The following is a 16710-nucleotide window of genomic DNA, read 5'->3' on the forward strand; positions in this document are numbered from 1 at the left end:
CCCACGTCATTCCGGGCTTGACCCGGAATCCAGTGTACGAGGGGCCTGCGTTCCTTAGCTAGCCTTATATCGCCCTACAAGCTAACCTATTTGATTTGAAAGAGCGCCATATCTGCTTGCCCGCCGTGCTGTCCTGCCAGCCACACCCTTAGCGCCTTCGTTTATCCCCCTCCCTTTCCTCCCGTATGATCCCCGCATCGAATGCGGGCATCATGCGGGAGGCGCAACTGGGAAACAGGAAAGCGCCTTAACGGCCAGGAGACGTTCACACGGCGAAAGGCAAAGGGTCCGGCGCGATAAAACGGCTGGCAGCTTGCGGGCTGTCTCTGCGCGTCCTCTCAGTCCGCGATCACCGCCGTAACGTAGTAAAAGCCTGGCGATTGCGAGGCCGCGTTGCTATGCGTCCACTGCGATTGTGTGATCGAACCATCCTCACCAAAGACCGTGAAGGGGCCTGCGGGACCGGTGGCGCAATAATAGACCCGATAGTGGTCCACGCTCACCGGATTGCCAGCCAGATCAAATGCAACGTCGCCCCAATCCAGAAAGATATGCGTGCCGTTTCTTGTAATACTCAGGTTTTGCGGGGCTATGGGGATTCCTGCACCCGGGTGAATGCCGAGCTTGGCGACAAAGATATCACGATATCCATTTGGCGGCAGGGTATAGCTGCCGAAAGTGGCGCCGGTATTATTATAATACCCGGTCACATAGGCGATGTCCGAGCCATCCACGGCGATTCTGTATCCCACATCCGGTTTTGTCCCTCCCGCTCTGACAGCCCAGAGCCAGTTGCCGGAGGGATCCAGTTTGGCGACGAAGATATCGCTGTCGTATCCACTTACTGCCAGGCTATGGCTGCCGAAACTGGCGGCGAGGCAAAAAATCCCAGTCACCCAGGCGTTGCCCGAGCCATCCAAGGCAATGCCATGTCCCCTGTCATCCGCTGTTCCTCCTGCTTGGACCGCCCAGAGCCAGTTGCCGTTCGAGTTCAGCTTGGCGACAAAGATATCAATTCCTCCGCCTGACGTCAGGGTCTGGCTACCGAATGTGGCCGTTCCATTAAAATACCCGGCCACAAAGGCGTTACCCTCTACATCCACGTCGATATCATATCCCTCATCCCAGCTTCCTCCTCCCGCATTAACAGCCCAGAGCCAGGTGCCGGAGGGACTCAGTTTGGCGATAAATATATCTCTGGCTCCGTTTGTTGTCATGGTATGTCTGTCAAAAGTGATTGTACTGTCAAACATCCCGGTCACATAGGTATTGCCCCAGCCATCCACGGCGATGCTAGCTCCATATTCAGTGTACTCCCCACTTGCCTTGGCCGCCCAGAGCCAGTTGCCGTTGGAGTCCAGCTTGGCAACAAAGATATCATTGTAATTGACATACGCCGTAAGGGTGTGGCTGCCGAAACTGACTGTGCCTCGAAAACTCCCGGTCACGTAGGCACTGCCCGCTCCGTCCAAGGTGATGCCAGCTCCCCAATCAGGCCCTGTCCCTCCCACCTGGACCACCCAGAGCCAGTTGCCGTTGGGGTCCAGCTTGGCAACAAAGATATCACAGCTTCCGTTTGACGTGAAGATCTGGCTGCCAAAAGTGGCTGTGCCTTCAAAAGCCCCTGTCACATACTGGTTGCCCTGATTGTCGGTGGCTATGGATATGCCTTCATCAGAGTTTGCCCCTCCCGCCCCACGCGCCCACAGCCAGTGGGGCGCCTGCGCACCCAAAACCGCCACTCCGCAAAGCAGCACACAACACAAAACCAAGCTTTTAACCGTCTTCATTTTTACCTCCATAAGACTGGTTTTAACTGGACCACATTATTGTGGTGTTGTAAAATGTGTCAAGAAAAATAATCATCTCTAGATGAATCAAGTTCGGGTGCTGATGACAGGCAAAACGGACAGGCGTCCATCCCCCTGCCCTTTGCTCCTTTGGAGCGAGGTTGACGGGGAAGCTGGCGTCGAGCGAGGAACGAGCATCGACGGCAGCAAATAATTAAAAGCTCACAAGTGTCCTGTAGTCCAAGCTCGCAGGCTCGCTGGACTCCAGGCTGAGTGGAAGGTCGACGCCTAGTTGACCAATAGCGGGTTTGAGAGAGGAAAAGGATTCGTGAATCAATCGAATCCGTATAATCAGAAAGGGAAAAGTAGGAAAAAAGTTAGCGGCGCGGCTTGTTCCGACGCTGTATGATGTAGACGCGCTCGATGAAGTTTTCCAGCAGCGCGGGGTCCTGCAGCCGGCTTTCCTCCTCCACGGGCAGGTGGGGAAAGGCTTTAATGAATTCCCGAGCGAAGATGCCCATGCCTTCTTTCCCGCCAGACCCATTTTTGTCTGGATGGACTATAACCCGTCCCGTGCCGCAGGAAGGTGATTTGCTCTTGAATATGAAGCCGCAGAGTTCCGCGTCCGCGAGCTCGGAAAGCTTGCGGACGCAGAATTCCAGCATGCGTGGGGTGTGGTCTGTCCGGTCCTTGATGGTCAGCAGACGAGGACTTTCCACCTCCCCCACGAGGCGCATGGGGTCGCGGGGGACAGAAAGGCCACATTCCACCTCAGGGCAGACAGGCACATAAGTTACATATTTACCGAGGGTCTCCACCAGCCAGGCATCGTATTTGTGCCGGCCGTCGTAGCGAACCTTGTTGCCCAGGAGGCAGGAACTGATGCCGATTTTCGGTTTTTCATCCATGGCAGGTCGTCCCTAATCTCTTGGCTTGGGCTATCTTCATTCATCAATACAATGAGGTTATGGCTTTCTCGCTTTCCTTGGGTTCCTCAAACAGAACCTCTTTGGGATCGAAATGTTCCGGGTCATAAGCATCGCCAAGCCATTCAAGCAGGTCTTCGTGTTCTTCGTGTTCGGGGTCTTCCAGAACATTCAGCATTTCGTAAAAGCCCCATACGCCACCTGAATCTTCAGGCGGGCAGGCCCTTTTCCCGGCTATACAGCGTGGATAAGTGTGCTTGGGGTCGGCAGGGATGATCTTTTCCAAAGTGACCTTATGGTTCCAATCGTCGCCGAAATCGTACCAATACAACGCGTCGGTGTTTTCCAGGGAAAAATACTTGGAAACACACTCGAAAATGCGAAGCTTGTTAAAATCCTCCTCCCCCAATCCGATCTCAACAAGTCCCATTTCCTTGGGCGAATAAATCGTGAATTGGTGAAGATGGCAGTTCTGCCAGCCCATGGCATTCTGAATTGCCATGTGGAGGTCCCAGAAGCGATAATTTTCCGCAACCTGGATGCGTCTCCAGATAGGCGGTTTGGTGTCCAGAAGGGTGTTTTGAACTGATACACACGCTTTGCTAATGGGGGATGGCTCTCTATCTAAGATGTCCCGGAATGGTCAGATCTGCATCGGTGGCCTTGATCACGTCTTCCACTGTGTAGCCTTCGCTAACTTCTTGCAGCAGCAGGCCGTGGGGGGTCACCTCGATTACGGCGAGGTCAGAAATGATCAGGCTCACCTTGCCTTTGGCGGTGAGGGGCAGGGTGCATTCCTTGAGGATTTTGGGGTTGCCGCGTTTGTCGCAGTGTTCCATGGCAACGATCACTTTCTTGGCCCCGGTCACAAGGTCCATCGCGCCGCCCATGCCGGGGATGATCTTGCCGGGAATCATCCAGTTGGCCAGATTGCCGTGCTGATCAACCTGCAGGGCGCCCAGGACGGTGATGTCCAGATGGCCGCCGCGGATGATGCCGAAACTGGTGGCGGAATCGAAGTAAGAAGCTCCGGGAACAGTTGTAATAAAGCCTCCACCGGCGTTGATCATGTCCTGGTCCTCGCTGCCTTCAGCAGGAGCGGGGCCCACGCCCATGACGCCATTTTCAGATTGGAAGATGACGTGAACGCCAGGCGGGATATGGTTCGCGGCCTCTGTAGGCAGGCCGATGCCCAGGTTAACGTAGTCGCCGTCTTTGAGTTCTTTTGCGATTCGTGCTCCGATCATTGCGCGTTTATCCATTGTTGGCCTCCTTGCTCAGGCAGATGTAATTCACAAAAACTCCGGGGGTGACAATATGCTCGGGATCCAGCTCGCCTGTTTCCACGATTTCGTCCACTTCGGCAATGGTGATCTTGCCCATCATGGCCATGATGGGGTTGCTGTTACGGGCAGTTTTGCTGTAGATGAGGTTTCCCCTGCGGTCGGCTTTCCAGGCGCGGATGAGGGCAAAGTCGCTGGGGATGGCGGTTTCGAGGATGTAATCCTCTCCGTCCAAATTGATGATTTGCTTGCCTTCCTCAACCACGGTGCCGATTCCGGTGGGGGTAAGAATTCCGCCCAAACCCATGCCAAAAGCGCGGCAGCGCTCCATCAGCGTGCCCTGGGGGACGAGTTCCACAGAGATTTCGCCGGAATTCATCTGGTTCTGGATCTCTTTGTTGGTGCCGGTGTGGGAAACCTGGGCGCTTTTGATCTGGTGATTCACCACCAGTTTGCCGATGCCGCGGTTTTCCCAGTCCGAGGCGATGACGATGATATGGAGGTCTTTGGTGCCGGCGGCGACAAGGGCGTCGATGATGCTTTCCGGCGCGCCTACTGCCAGAAATCCGCCGATGGCGACCCGGTCATGGGGGGTGATCATGGCCGCGGCTTCTGTCGCGGTGATTTGTTTGAACATTACTTCTCCTATGACTTTAATGATATTATGCGGACATTATTTTCCACGCGGGGTTTTATGTCAACAGATAGTCTTGCACATGGTGGAGGTCGTCCTCACTGATCTCCAGTTCCAGATAGATGCCGTCGGCCCGGTACTCCTCCTTTTGAATGTTCGCGATCCTGTACAAAAGCGAGGCCAGGGAACCCTTGTCAAAAGGCAGAAAGACCTTGCAGAGGCGGTTTTGGAAAAGTTTTTGCTCCAGTTTTGGAAGCAGTTTATCCACCTGCTCAATATTCAGCGCGCTGATCAGCACGGCTTCGGGATAGCGCCTCTGCACAAAAAGGCAGATGGTGTCGTCCACGAGGTCGGTTTTGTTCATGATCAGCAGTTGGGGGATGTCCTGCGCCCCGATGCTGGCCAGCACGGAGTTCACCTGCTCGATGTAATAGCCGAAGCGCTCGTCGGAGATGTCCACCACGTGCAGCAGCAAATCGGCGTCCCTGACCTCCATCAGAGTGGCGCTGAACGAGGCCACCAGGTGGTGGGGCAGGTTCGAGATGAAGCCCACCGTGTCAGAGATCACCACAGGGAAGGAGGTGGAAAGCTTGAGCTGGCGCGAGGTGGAATCGAGAGTGGCGAAAAGCTTGTCCTCGACCAGTACCCCGGCTTCCGTGATGGAATTGAACAGGGTGGATTTGCCGGCGTTGGTGTAGCCTACCAGGCAAATTTTCTTGGTGCGGTCGCGCTGTTTGCGCTGGGTTTCCTTCTGGTTTGTGATGTCGGCAATGGCTTTATTGATCTTGCGAATCTGCTGGCGGATGAGGCGTTTGTCGATCTCGATCTGTTTTTCGCCCATGCCGCGCGTGGCCGCACCGCCGGAAGCGCGCTGGGAGCCGCGTTCTTTGTCGAAATGGCCCCAGAGCCGGCGCAGGCGCGGAAGTTGGTATTGGAGTTCCGCCAAACGCACCTGCAGCTTGGCTTCGCGGGTGCGGGCGCGATCGTGGAAAATGGAAAGAATCACCTCGGTGCGGTCTATCACCCTGATGCCGAAATTGTTCTCGATATTGCGGCCTTGGATGGGAGTCAGCTCTTCATTCACGATAAGCACTTCAGCCTGGGCCTGGCGCATTTTCTGGCTGATCTCCTCCAGGAAGCCCTTGCCGAAAAAGCTGGCCCGCTCGGGGTGGCCGCGTCTTTGGGTGTAAGCGCCCAGGACCTCAATCCCGGCTGTGTCGGCCAGGCGCTCCAGTTCCTCCAGGCTGGCAGCAGCCTCGGCATCGGATTCGCCGGGGCGCACGATAGCTGCCAAAAACGCCGTTTTCTCCGACCGTTCGAAATCATCCCAGGTATCCGGTTCGAGGTCAAATTCTTCGACCAGCCGTTCTTGCTCTCTGTCGTTCATGGTCCTCCTTGCTTAGTCACTTTCCTCTTCCAGAAAGGTTTTCAGAGCCTCCAGCCCGCGTTGGGAGAGGCTCAGTTTCTTTAGTTTCTTGTCTCTGATGGGCACTTTCAAAGCTGGGAGCAGGCCAAAATTGGCGTTCACCGGCTGGAAGTTCTTCTGGCTGGGATCGATAAGGCGCCGCCAGAGCTGGCCCAATATCGTTTCCGGCGGCAGCATCGGGATGCCTTCAGCCAGGATCCTGGTCACCAGCAAACCTGTGGCTACGCATTCCATGTAGCCCTCCACGCCGCTAAGCTGGCCGGCCACAAAGACATGGCGGGCGTTGCGCAGAGTCAGGTTGGGAGCCAGGGCTTGGGGCGCGTTCAGATAGCTGTTGCGGTGGATGGAGCCGTAGCGCAGGAATTCCGCTTGCTCCAAGCCGGGGATGAGGCGGAAAATACGTTTCTGCTCGGCCTGGCGGAGCATGGTCTGGCAGCCCACCAGGTTGAAAGCTGTTTGGTCCCTATTCTCGGTTCTTAGTTGGAGAACCGCGAAGGGTTTTTTACCCTCGTGTTCTAAGCCCATCGGACGCATAACCCCATGTCGCAGAGTGTCTTTTCCCCTGCGGGCAAGTTCCTCCACCGGGGTGCAGTTTTCATAATAGTTGAACTTCAGGTCCCGGAAAAACTCATTCTCAAATTCGCGCGCCTGATACTGCTCCCCGCTCAGCAGGGCTTCAATGAAAGTGTAGTATTCCTCGCGGGTGAAAGGGCAGTTGAGGTAATCCGGGTCACCTTTGTCATAGCGGTCTTTGCGGTAAATCCGGCTGAAATCGAGGCTGTCGGCAGCCACGATGGGGGCGATGGCGTCGAAAAAGCAGAGCTGGCTGGAGCCCAAAGTCTTTTGCAGTTCCGCCGCCAGAGCGTCCGACGTGAGGGGGCCGCTGCAGAGGATGCATACGCTTTCCGGAAGCCGGGTCACCTCTTCGTGCACCATTTCGATCTTGGGATGCGTCCGCACCAAGGCATCCACTTTCTGGGCAAAGAGTTCTCGGTCCACTGCCAGGGCGTGTCCGGCGGGAACGGAGCAGTTTTCCGCGATGGGCAGAAGCTTTGAACCTAGCAGGCGGAGTTCTTCTTTCAGCATGCCCGCGGGCGTGTCCGGCAGGGTGGATTTGAGGGAATTGCTGCAAACCAGTTCCGCGGCCAGGCTGGTTTGGTGGGCTGGGGTCATTTTGCCCGGGCGCATCTCGCAAAGCTTAACCGCCAATCCTCTGTCCGCCAGTTGGAGAGCGGCTTCACTGCCCGCGAGGCCCGCGCCGATGATGGTGATCGCTTTCATGTTTGCCTTAGCGGATTCCCTTCATCCTCAGGAAGATACCCGCGCCGATTAGGGCCGGCACCACGTCGTTGATAATGAAGATAGTCAGTGTCGTGCTGGCGATGCTTTCAGCCTGGAGCCCGATCTTGGAGAGCAGTGAGATCGCGAAGCTTTCCTTCAGCCCCAGCCCCGCTACCGTTACCGGTATGCTGTAGGAAAGATGTGAAAGCGACATCCGCTTCACCACGTCCCAGAACGGCACTGCCTGGTTGAGATTCAGCATCAGCCAGTACTGGAAATGGTTAATCAAGGTGGCTCCGATCATCAGCAGGGTGAGCCGCGGCGCGTAGTGGATGTATCCTGCCCGCAGCCTGCCCCAGCGCCGGTTCAGGTAAGTAACAAAATACAGCCAGACAGGCAGGGTCAAAAGGCCGATGAACAGCAGCCAGCGGACCCAGCCCGGAATTCCGTGCGGAAGGTAGAGCAGGGCCAGGCTGGCAAAAACGAAGATGCTCCAGGTTACGTATATTCGTTCCAGCATGCAGGAAATCATAGAGGCGGCCTTGCTGCTGTTCGAAACGTATGCCACCTTGCCCATGATGCCCCAACTGCCCGGAACGGCGAAACGCAGCGCCTGTCCTATCATGTAGGATTCGAACACCTCTTTCCGCTTCAGGACGAAGAGGGGATTAATCTGCAGGGAGTATTGCCAGGCCAGATACTGCCACCAGTGGCGCAGAACTGCCAGGCCGAGGATGGCCAGAATCAGCCAGACGGGCTGGTTGAGCAGGTTTTGCCAGACCTTCCCAAAATCCATCCTGCGGAACAGCCCATACAGGATAAGGGCCGTCACCAACAGCTTGAGCGCGAAGCTCAGAACACGCCAGACCTTTTTCCTGGTGGTGGCGTCCATGCTATTTGCCCAGAAGCTCCCGGGTGTGTTTTAGCGCGGTTTCGATAAGTTCCCTCGGTGGTGGATTGATGCTGCCGTCGCTCATCATGCGGTGGCAGAGATCGCGGGTGGCCCGGATGTCCGCTGCGGCCCTGGCGAAAACCTCGTCCCGGGTAAGCGGTTGCGCGGCAACGCCTTCCCGCACGGCCTGCTCGGCCACGTCGGCGGCTTCATTGGCAAAAACGTTTTCCTCGTCCATGCGGGGCACGATATTGTCGGGATTTATCCCCCTGGCTTCGGCAAAATCGGCGAGGGAATGGGCCGCGCGGATCGCCATGCCGTCTGTGATCTGGCTGGCGCGCACCAGCAAAGCGCCCTTGAGGATGCCGGGAAAGCCGCAGGAGTTGTTGATCTGGTTGGGGAAATCGCCCCGGCCGGTGGCCACGATGAAGGCTCCGGCCGCTTTGGCGTCGTGGGGATAGATTTCCGGCACGGGATTGGCGCAGGCAAAAACTATCGCCTTGGGCGCCATCAGCCTGATCCATTCAGTCTTGATGACATGGGGCCCCGGTGTGGAAAGCGATATCAGAACGTCAGCGCCCTTCATCGCTTCTTCCATGGTGGCCAGGCGTTTGGGGTTGGAAATTCTGGCCAGGGCCCACTGTCTTGATTTGGCGGGGTTTTGGGCCAGGTCGTCACGGCCGGCGTGGAGTCCGCCCCGGCTGTCGAACATCACCAGGTTTTGCGGGTCCAGTCCCGATTGGATCAGGATGCTGGCGATGGTGTTGTTGGAGGCCCCGGCGCCGAAGAGCACGGCGCGGATGGACTGGATGCTTTTTCCGGCCAGTTTCAAGGCGTTCAGCAACCCGGCCAGGGTCACGCAGGCGGTTCCCTGGGCGTCATCGTGCCAGACGGGGATGCCGCAGCTGGCGCGAAGTTCGTCCAAAACCCGGTAGCAGTTGGGCTGGGAGATGTCTTCCAGATTAACCGCACCCACGCTGGGTTCAAGCATTTTCACAAACTCGATGAGCCGCTCCGGGTTCGGTTTGCCAGTGGCGTCCCGGTTGTTCACGCAGAGCGCGATAGCGTCGAAGCCGCCCAGGTATTTCATCAGCATGGCCTTGCCTTCCATAACGCCCAGGCCTCCGGCGGGGCCGCAGTCGCCATCGCCCAAAACCCTGGTGCTGTCGCTCACCACGGCCACAAGGTTGCCCCGGTTGCTTAGTTCGTATGACCTTTCGTATCCGTCCCGAATCGAGGTGGAAACAGCGGAAACCCCGGGCGTGTACCACACGTTGAACCAATTGAAGTCCCAGATGCCTGCCTTGGGTAGGGTTTGCATCTTGCCCCGGTAGTGGGCGTGGGTGAGTTCCGAGAGTTTTTTCAAAAAGGCGGTCTGCGCCGCGGAGCGTTGTTCGGGAGCGTAGTTGGCTGAAAAATATGCCTGGAGGTTGGCCAGGTCACCGCGTAATTTTTCCATAGTTCATCCAGTATTTTTTGTGAAAATCCAAAAATGCGATTGGGCTTGGTTTGTCAACCTTTATCGGTGATGTCCGGAATGACGTAAATGCGGGATATTCAGCTGAGAACGCCACCCCGTCATCAGCGTTCCGGCCTCCCCCTGTTTCTTCAATTTACGAAATACAGCTTGACAATAAAGCACTTACACCAAAAGAGTGTCCGCGCCCAAAGGGTGATAAAATGAAGATATGCATCGTGTCCAATTCCCACCACACCACGGACGTGCGCCTCTATTACAAGATGGCCCGCAGCCTGGCCAGGTTGGGCGAGGTGCATCTGCTTTGCGCCAGCGGGGTTCGCAACGCCGCCGTGAATCCCTATCAGGACGTGGTGGAAACCGAATCCGCCTGGTATGCCCTGCCGCTGCTCTATAAGAAGGCGAAAAAGCTCAGGCCGGACATCGTGATCTGCGTGGAGCCGCTCACGGTCTGCGTTGGCCTGGTTCTACGCCGCAAGCTGCGCTGCCGGGTGGTCTTCGATGTGCATGAATTCTTTCCCGACGCCTATGCCGAGCGTTTCCATCCGCCTTTTAGCTGGATCGTGAAGGCCCTCTACCTGGCTTTCGAGCGCCAGCTCCAGCGCCGGGTGGATGCCACCATCGCCGTAAACCGGAAGATTCTGGACCAGCTTGTTCCCCACGGAAAGGGCAAAAACACTCTCGTCCTGCCCAACTATCCCGTCAAAAACGTTTGGGATTACACCTGCGAGATTCCGATGGAGCTCAGCGCCATCTGCGAGATGGATTTTGACCTCATCTACATCGGCGGGCTCACCCCCGACCGCGGCATCTTCAAGCTGCTCAAAAGCGTCTATCTCCTCCGCAACGAGTTTCCCGGCCTGAACGTTCTCATCCTCGGCAGGTTTTTTTCGCCCGAGGTGGAGCGCGAATTCAACGAACGGCTCAACGCCCTCGGACTCAACGCCGTTATCTATTACCAAAGCTGGATCCCGGCGGAAAAGATCGGCCTCCTGCTCAAGCGCAGCCGGGTGGGCCTCTGGCTTTTCAATCCCCAAAACCGGCGCCTGAGGCGCGCCCTGCCCCTCAAGGTGCTGGAATACTTTGCTGCCGGGCTGCCCGTGGTTTCCATCAACACCCCTCTGATGCGCGGCCTGATCGAGTCAAACCGGCTTGGCGCCTGCTGCGAATATCAAAGCGACAGCATTGCCGAAGCCATCGCCGGCCTCCTCCGCCTCGGTAAGGACGAATACAACCAGGTCAGCCAGCGCTGCGTCGAACTCATCGACCGGAAATACAACTGGGAAGCCGTCGAACCCCGGCTCCTGGACCTGATGCGGAAGCTCGGTCCCAGCTAAGATGCGCGTTCTTTACATCAGCTATTTCTATCCCCCCCTGGGCGGCCCCGCCGCCCTGCGCAACCTCAAAACGGTGAAATACCTCGCCGAGGCCGGCATCGTTTGCGACGTGATCACCGTGAAAGACATCGAATACCTTTACCGCGACCCTGCCCTCATGGAGGAAAACGCTGCCGCCACCCTCATCCGCGCCGATTCCCTGGACCCCATGGCCCTGCTGAAAAAAGGCCGGAACGCCGGAGGGAGCGAACTTTCCCAAGTTTACCTGAACACCCCGGAAAAGCTGAAGCTGAAAGTGCGCCAGCTCTGGCCCGTGGACAACAAGATCGGCTGGCTGCCCGCTTTGATAAAGGCCGGACGCAGGGCTATCCGCGGGCGGAAATACGACCTTATCTACATTTCCCTGGGCCCCTTTTCCTCCGGCTTCGGCGCCCTCACCCTCTCCCGCTCCAGCGGCATCCCCCTGGCCGTGGACCTGCGCGACTACTGGACCCTCCTGGGCGACTACGACCTCCAGAGCGGCATCTTCAAAAAGCTCTCCCGCGGCCTGGAAAAGAGCATCTACCGCCACGCCAGCCTCATCGTTACGGCAACTGAAGGCATCGGCACCGATGCCGCAGAAGCCTTCGGAGCGGAACTGGCGGAAAAGATGGTCACCGTCTATAACGGCTGGGACGAAGCCGATTTCAGCGCCCTCCCAGAGCCGATTTCCCCCTCCGGATTCCACATCGCCTATTTCGGCAACATCTACGCCCGCCGCAGCTTGCGCCATTTTTACGCCGCCCTCAGGCGTCTCCGCGAAGAAAATGCCCTCCCCGCCGGAACCAGGGTGAAGCTCTACGGAAACTTCTTCCGCGAAACCCTCCGGGAAGTGGAACAGAGCGGGATCCAGGACCTCATCGACATCATCCCCCAGCTCAGCCACCGTGAAGCCCTTGTCGCTATGCGGAACTCCTCCGCCCTCATTCTGGTCATCAACAGCTCCAGCCCCCGCGGGACCCTCACCTCCAAGGTGTTCGAATACTTCCGCGCCCAAAGGCCCATCCTGGCCCTGGTCCCTGCTCAAAACGAGGCGGCCGGGCTGCTCCGCTCCTGCGGTCACGACCTCATCTGCGCCATGGAATCTGCCGACAGCATCCGCAACTGCCTCCTGCGCCTCTTCTCCCAACCCAGGCAGGATTTCCGTGTCCCCTGGGAACTGGAGCGCAAAAACCAGGTGGACAAACTGGCGGAAAAACTAAAAACCCTCTTCTGAGGATACCGCTTCACAATAATGTCCTCTCGGTCAGGCCCTGAGCGCCTGCGGCCATCCCTCTCCCACGCCTCCCGCACGGTGCTCGCATCAAATGCGGGCATTATGAGGGAGGCACAACTGGGAAACAGGAAAGCGCCTTAACGGCCAGACTACATCGCTTCTACACGGTCACACGCTGGCGTCGAGCGAGGCACGAGCATCGACGGCAGCAACACTTCCTGTAGTCCAAGCTCGCAGGCTCGCTGGACTCCAGGCTCCAACAGCATCGACGGCAGCAAAAAATTAAAGTTCACAAGCATTCTGTCGTCCTTTTCACTGCGTTCACTGTACGCCAGGCTGAGTCGAGATAAGGAAAGAGGCTGTCCGTGTCCGCTCTGGAATTTCCCTGTTACTTCAGGAAAGCGGGAGCAGGTCATTTGCTAACGGGATGAAATTCCACAGGGCGTCAGAGGCTTGGCGCATATTTGTATTGACGGAAATTGGGAGCGCGGCAAAATGGTTAAAATTGTGTTTTTCTGCGCCAAACCCGCCCTCCCCCGGGAGGGGATTTGGTCCGGCGCAGCCAACCCACATTGGGAAAAGGAGATAGAAACATGTTGCAAGGTTCTTATGTGGCTTTGGTGACGCCCTTCAAGAATGGCGGGATCGACTATTCCGCTCTGGAAGCCCTGCTGGAGTTCCATATCGCCGAGGGCACCCACGGCATCCTGCTGCTGGGCACAACCGCTGAAACCGCCGCCCTGGCTTCGGACGAAAAGGAGGCGCTGCTGCTTTTCGCCCTGCAGAAGATCAACAAACGGGTTCCGGTGATGATCGGCACGGGCACGAACAACTACAACCAGACCCTGGCTGCCACCAAGCGGGCGAAAGAGCTGGGGGCGGACCACGCCCTGGTTATCACGCCCTATTACATCAAGCCCACGCAAAACGGCCTGTATGGATATTACAAGGCCCTATCCGCCAAAGTGGACATCCCGATCGTGGTTTACAACGTTCCCGGCCGCACCGGGGTGAATATTTCCGCGGCGACAATGGTGAAGCTGGCACGCGAATGCCCAAACATAGTCGGTGTCAAGGAAGCGAGCGGCAATATCCCCCAGGCGACGGAGATTATCCGCGACGCTCCGGAAACTTTTTCCCTGATGAGCGGAGAGGACGCGCTCAACCTTCCGCTGATGGCCATTGGCGGCAAAGGCTGCATTTCCGTGACGGCAAACGTTGTGCCCAAACTGATGAGCGAGCACATCAGCAGCTGCCTGATTGGGGATTTCGCCACCGCCGCCAAACAGCACCGGCACTTGCAGAAGCTGAATGGCGCGATGTTCATAGAGACCAATCCCATCCCGGCCAAGGAAGCCCTGCATATGATGGGGATGATCGAACTGGAATTCCGGCTGCCGATCTGTCCGCTGCAGGACGCCAACCGCGAGGTTTTGCGCGCTGTTCTGAAAGAATACGATTTAACCTGATATTAGGAGTTCAACCATGAAAAAGCAGGCTGTGAAACACGGCTTTGCCCACATTGCCAGCCGCGAGATACCTGAAATCGCCGCCACGGCACATTATTACGAACATGAGAAAAGCGGGGCGCGCCTGGTGCATATGGCGTGCGAGGACAACAACAAGGTTTTCTGCGCCACCTTCAAAACCGTTCCCACCGACAACACCGGCTGTCCCCACATACTGGAACATTCGGTGCTTAACGGCTCCAAGAACTTTCCCTGCAAATCCACCTTCCAGGAACTGATAAAGGGTTCGCTGCACACCTTCATCAACGCCATGACCGATTCGGATATGACGCTGTATCCCGTTGCCAGCACCAACGCCAAGGATTTCGTGAACCTCAGCCGGGTTTACTTGGACGCGGTGTTTTTCCCCAAGATATACGAACAGCCCAACATCCTGCACCAGGAAGGCTGGCACTATGAACTCACCGACCCGGAAGGCGAGCTGAAGGTCAGAGGCGTGGTTTACAACGAGATGAAGGGCGCTTTTTCCTCGCCGGACCAGGTTGTCGAACGCTACAGCCAGCAGGCGCAGTTTCCTGATAACACCTACGGCTGCGAATCCGGAGGCGACCCAAAGGAAATTCCGCAGCTAACATACGAGAACTTCATCGCCTTCCATAAAAAACACTACCATCCCTCGAACTCGCATCTCTTCCTCTATGGGGACATGGACGCCGACGCGATGATGGAAATAATGGACCGGGAATACCTGAGCCATTTCGAAAAAGACACGGAAGCGGTGAATATCCCGCTGCAAAAGCCCTTTGACAGGATGAAGAAGCTGGAGGTGCAGTATCCGGTGGAAGAGGGCAAGGACATCACGGAACAATATCACCTGAGCCTGAACTACACTTTCGGCCTTAATCCCGACCTCAAGCTAACCCACGCGATCACGGTGCTGATGAGCATTCTGATGGGAACCCCGGCCTCGCCGCTGAAACAGGCCATCCTCAAATCCAGCCTGGCTAAGGACACCATCTTTTCCCTGCGGGAAGGCCTGCTGCAGCCAACTTTCAGCATCATCTGCAAACAGGTGAGGCGGGAAAACGCGGACGCGCTGGCCAGCCTGATCCGGACCGAGCTGAAACGCCTGGTGGAGGAAGGCATCGACAAAAAACTGGTCGAGGCCGTACTCAACCGGCGCGAGTTCGCTCTGCGCGAGGCCCAGATGTCCTGGGGGCCGAGAGGGCTTTATTACGCCTGGACGATGTATACGCACTGGATCCACGGCGGCGACCCACTGGAAGCGCTGGGTTTTGAAGAATCGATGAAAGAACTGCGCCGCGGTCTCAGCGAGCCTTACTATGAAAAGCTGATCGAACAGGCTATCCTCGAAAACCCACACGCCAGCCAAGTCATCTATACCCCTGTGCCCGGCCTGGGCAACCAGTTGGACAGCAAACTCAGGGAAGAACTGGCCGCGGTCAAGGCCAAAATGACCCCCCAAGAGATAGAGGAACTGATCAAATTCAACCACGCATTCCTCGACTGGCAAAATGAAGAGCCGGTCCCGGAAGAACTGGAAAAAATCCCCATGTTAAGCCTGGATGACATCGATCTCGAGGCGGAGCGCTACCCCACCGAAATCGAGGAATCCAGAGAATTCACCCTGCTGAAACATGAGCTTAACACCAACGGTGTGCTGTACCTCTCAGCCTATTTTGACCTCAGCCATGCCAGTGAGGCAAACCTGCCCTGGATTTCGCTCTACACCATGCTGGCGGGACAGGTGGACAGCCGTGACCACGGCTACGCGGAGCTTTCCAACGAGATCAACATCCACACCGGTGGCATCAGCCTGGGCCTGCTGCTCCGCAGCAATTACCAGGATCCGGACGAGGTGCAGCCAAAACTGCTGCTCAACGGAAAGGCGGTGCGCAACAAGACCGGCAAACTGATGGAATTGGCGGCTGAGCTTGCCCTGCGTCCCGTTTTCACGGACCGTGACCGGCTGAAGCAGATCATCCGCGAAACCAAATCCAAGATGGAATCCATGCTGTTCTACAACGGGCACCAGATTGCGGTAAACCGAATGCTGGCTCCGTTCAGCCAGGCCCACCGCTACAGCGACATGATTTCAGGATTGGAATATTACCATTTCCTCAACAACCTGGAAAAGAGCCTGGATACGGAGATCGACAAGATCGTTGCCGAGCTCGGCTGGGTGCGCGATACCTTCTTCACCCGCAACAACCTGCTGGTCAGCCTAACCGCAGACGAAGCGGGCATTGCGGAAGCTTTCGGCCAATTGAAGCCATTCGTGGAAAGCCTTTTCTCCGAAGCATCCTCCCCTGTGGAACGGCGCTTCCAGCCCAAAGACCTCAACGAGGCGATCCTGGCTCCGGTGCAGGTGCAGTATTGCGTGAAAGGCGGAAACTTCTTCCGCAACGGCTATTCCTACTCCGGCAAGTTGAGGGTGCTGAACAACATCCTGTCCACCGAATTCCTGCACCGCGAGATTCGGGAAAAGGGCGGCGCTTATGGCGCCTGGTCAAATTTCTCGCCCTACGGCAGCATGTATTTCTGCTCCTACCGCGATCCCAATCTGCAGGAAACCCTAGAAACCTACGACAAAGTGCCGGAATTCATCCGCAATTTCAACTGCAGTCGCCGTGAGATGGTAAAATACATCATCGGCGACATCTCTAGCCAGGATTATCCCCTGACCCCAGAAAGAAAAGCCGCCCAAGCCAATGACGATTATATTACCGGTTTCAGCCACGAAGACCGCCAGCAGATACGTGATGAGGTGCTTTCCACCAAGGTAGAGGACATCCGCGCCTTTGCCGACCTGGTGGAGGCGACCATGGCCTGCAACCATTACTGCGTGTTTGGCAACGAAGCGAAACTGAAAGAGGCGGAAAAGCTGTTTGACAGGCTGACACCGGTTTTCAGCTGAGG

At 56.8% G+C, this 16710-nt stretch carries 13 protein-coding genes; 4 read left to right on the forward strand and 9 right to left on the reverse strand.

Annotation, left to right across the window (positions count from 1 at the left end):
* Positions 1 to 338: 338 nt before the first annotated feature.
* The 9 genes from GX466_00425 to GX466_00465 all read right to left on the reverse strand — a co-directional run bounded on the left by GX466_00425 (position 339) and on the right by GX466_00465 (position 9691).
* Entirely contained in the window at positions 339 to 1790 is a 1452-nt protein-coding gene (locus GX466_00425; GenBank protein ID NLH92679.1) for a hypothetical protein, read from the reverse strand.
* A gap of 377 nt (positions 1791 to 2167) precedes the next feature.
* Positions 2168 to 2698 (reverse strand): DUF523 domain-containing protein, encoded by a 531-nt coding sequence (locus tag GX466_00430; protein ID NLH92680.1) that lies wholly within the window; start codon positions 2696 to 2698, stop codon positions 2168 to 2170.
* Between the two features lie 43 nt (positions 2699 to 2741).
* Complete coding sequence (locus GX466_00435; GenBank protein ID NLH92681.1) at positions 2742 to 3323, reverse strand: plasmid pRiA4b ORF-3 family protein; 582 nt, start codon at positions 3321 to 3323, stop codon at positions 2742 to 2744.
* A 13-nt stretch (positions 3324 to 3336) separates the two neighbouring features.
* Positions 3337 to 3978 carry a CoA transferase subunit B gene (locus GX466_00440; protein ID NLH92682.1) on the reverse strand — a complete coding sequence of 214 codons (642 nt, stop codon included), beginning with the start codon at positions 3976 to 3978 and terminating at the stop codon, positions 3337 to 3339.
* A complete protein-coding gene (locus tag GX466_00445) occupies positions 3971 to 4636 on the reverse strand; it encodes a CoA transferase subunit A (GenBank protein ID NLH92683.1) in 666 nt (221 codons plus the stop codon). Before GX466_00445 ends, GX466_00440 begins: the two co-directional genes overlap by 8 nt.
* A 55-nt stretch (positions 4637 to 4691) precedes the next feature.
* Complete coding sequence (gene hflX / locus GX466_00450; protein NLH92684.1) at positions 4692 to 6020, reverse strand: GTPase HflX; 1329 nt, start codon at positions 6018 to 6020, stop codon at positions 4692 to 4694.
* A gap of 12 nt (positions 6021 to 6032) precedes the next feature.
* The gene (locus tag GX466_00455; GenBank protein NLH92685.1) at positions 6033 to 7340 is read right to left on the reverse strand and encodes a methylenetetrahydrofolate--tRNA-(uracil(54)-C(5))-methyltransferase (FADH(2)-oxidizing) TrmFO; all 1308 of its coding nucleotides are present in this window, start codon (positions 7338 to 7340) and stop codon (positions 6033 to 6035) included.
* 7 nt (positions 7341 to 7347) lie between these two features.
* On the reverse strand, positions 7348 to 8232 hold the full coding sequence (locus tag GX466_00460) for a hypothetical protein (protein ID NLH92686.1): 885 nt from the start codon (positions 8230 to 8232) through the stop codon (positions 7348 to 7350).
* 1 nt (position 8233) lies between these two features.
* Positions 8234 to 9691 (reverse strand): NADP-dependent malic enzyme, encoded by a 1458-nt coding sequence (locus GX466_00465; protein NLH92687.1) that lies wholly within the window; start codon positions 9689 to 9691, stop codon positions 8234 to 8236.
* 221 nt (positions 9692 to 9912) lie between these two features.
* Here GX466_00465 and GX466_00470 point away from each other — a divergent pair, with 221 nt between their 5' ends.
* From GX466_00470 to GX466_00485, 4 genes are all read left to right on the forward strand, one after another.
* Positions 9913 to 11046 (forward strand): glycosyltransferase family 4 protein, encoded by a 1134-nt coding sequence (locus GX466_00470; GenBank protein ID NLH92688.1) that lies wholly within the window; start codon positions 9913 to 9915, stop codon positions 11044 to 11046.
* A gap of 1 nt (position 11047) precedes the next feature.
* Positions 11048 to 12301, forward strand: a complete 1254-nt coding sequence (locus GX466_00475; protein ID NLH92689.1) for a glycosyltransferase family 4 protein — start codon at positions 11048 to 11050, stop codon at positions 12299 to 12301.
* A gap of 593 nt (positions 12302 to 12894) precedes the next feature.
* Positions 12895 to 13770: a 4-hydroxy-tetrahydrodipicolinate synthase gene (locus tag GX466_00480; protein ID NLH92690.1), complete on the forward strand. Its 876-nt coding sequence runs from the start codon at positions 12895 to 12897 to the stop codon at positions 13768 to 13770.
* A 16-nt stretch (positions 13771 to 13786) separates the two neighbouring features.
* Complete coding sequence (locus GX466_00485) at positions 13787 to 16708, forward strand: peptidase M16 (GenBank protein ID NLH92691.1); 2922 nt, start codon at positions 13787 to 13789, stop codon at positions 16706 to 16708.
* The last annotated feature ends 2 nt before the right edge of the window (positions 16709 to 16710 follow it).

The sequence above is a fragment of the Candidatus Cloacimonadota bacterium genome (assembly GCA_012516855.1).
Classification (GTDB): domain Bacteria; phylum Cloacimonadota; class Cloacimonadia; order Cloacimonadales; family Cloacimonadaceae; genus Syntrophosphaera.

Coding starts and splice junctions, on each gene's coding strand:
- GX466_00430 (NLH92680.1), bottom strand. CDS start 2,698: ATGGATGAAAAACCGAAAATCGGCATCAGTTCCTGCCTCCTGGGCAAC.
- GX466_00475 (NLH92689.1), top strand. CDS start 11,048: ATGCGCGTTCTTTACATCAGCTATTTCTATCCCCCCCTGGGCGGCCCC.
- hflX (NLH92684.1), bottom strand. CDS start 6,020: ATGAACGACAGAGAGCAAGAACGGCTGGTCGAAGAATTTGACCTCGAA.
- GX466_00455 (NLH92685.1), bottom strand. CDS start 7,340: ATGAAAGCGATCACCATCATCGGCGCGGGCCTCGCGGGCAGTGAAGCC.
- GX466_00440 (NLH92682.1), bottom strand. CDS start 3,978: ATGGATAAACGCGCAATGATCGGAGCACGAATCGCAAAAGAACTCAAA.
- GX466_00485 (NLH92691.1), top strand. CDS start 13,787: ATGAAAAAGCAGGCTGTGAAACACGGCTTTGCCCACATTGCCAGCCGC.
- GX466_00480 (NLH92690.1), top strand. CDS start 12,895: ATGTTGCAAGGTTCTTATGTGGCTTTGGTGACGCCCTTCAAGAATGGC.
- GX466_00460 (NLH92686.1), bottom strand. CDS start 8,232: ATGGACGCCACCACCAGGAAAAAGGTCTGGCGTGTTCTGAGCTTCGCG.
- GX466_00445 (NLH92683.1), bottom strand. CDS start 4,636: ATGTTCAAACAAATCACCGCGACAGAAGCCGCGGCCATGATCACCCCC.
- GX466_00465 (NLH92687.1), bottom strand. CDS start 9,691: ATGGAAAAATTACGCGGTGACCTGGCCAACCTCCAGGCATATTTTTCA.
- GX466_00425 (NLH92679.1), bottom strand. CDS start 1,790: ATGAAGACGGTTAAAAGCTTGGTTTTGTGTTGTGTGCTGCTTTGCGGA.
- GX466_00470 (NLH92688.1), top strand. CDS start 9,913: ATGAAGATATGCATCGTGTCCAATTCCCACCACACCACGGACGTGCGC.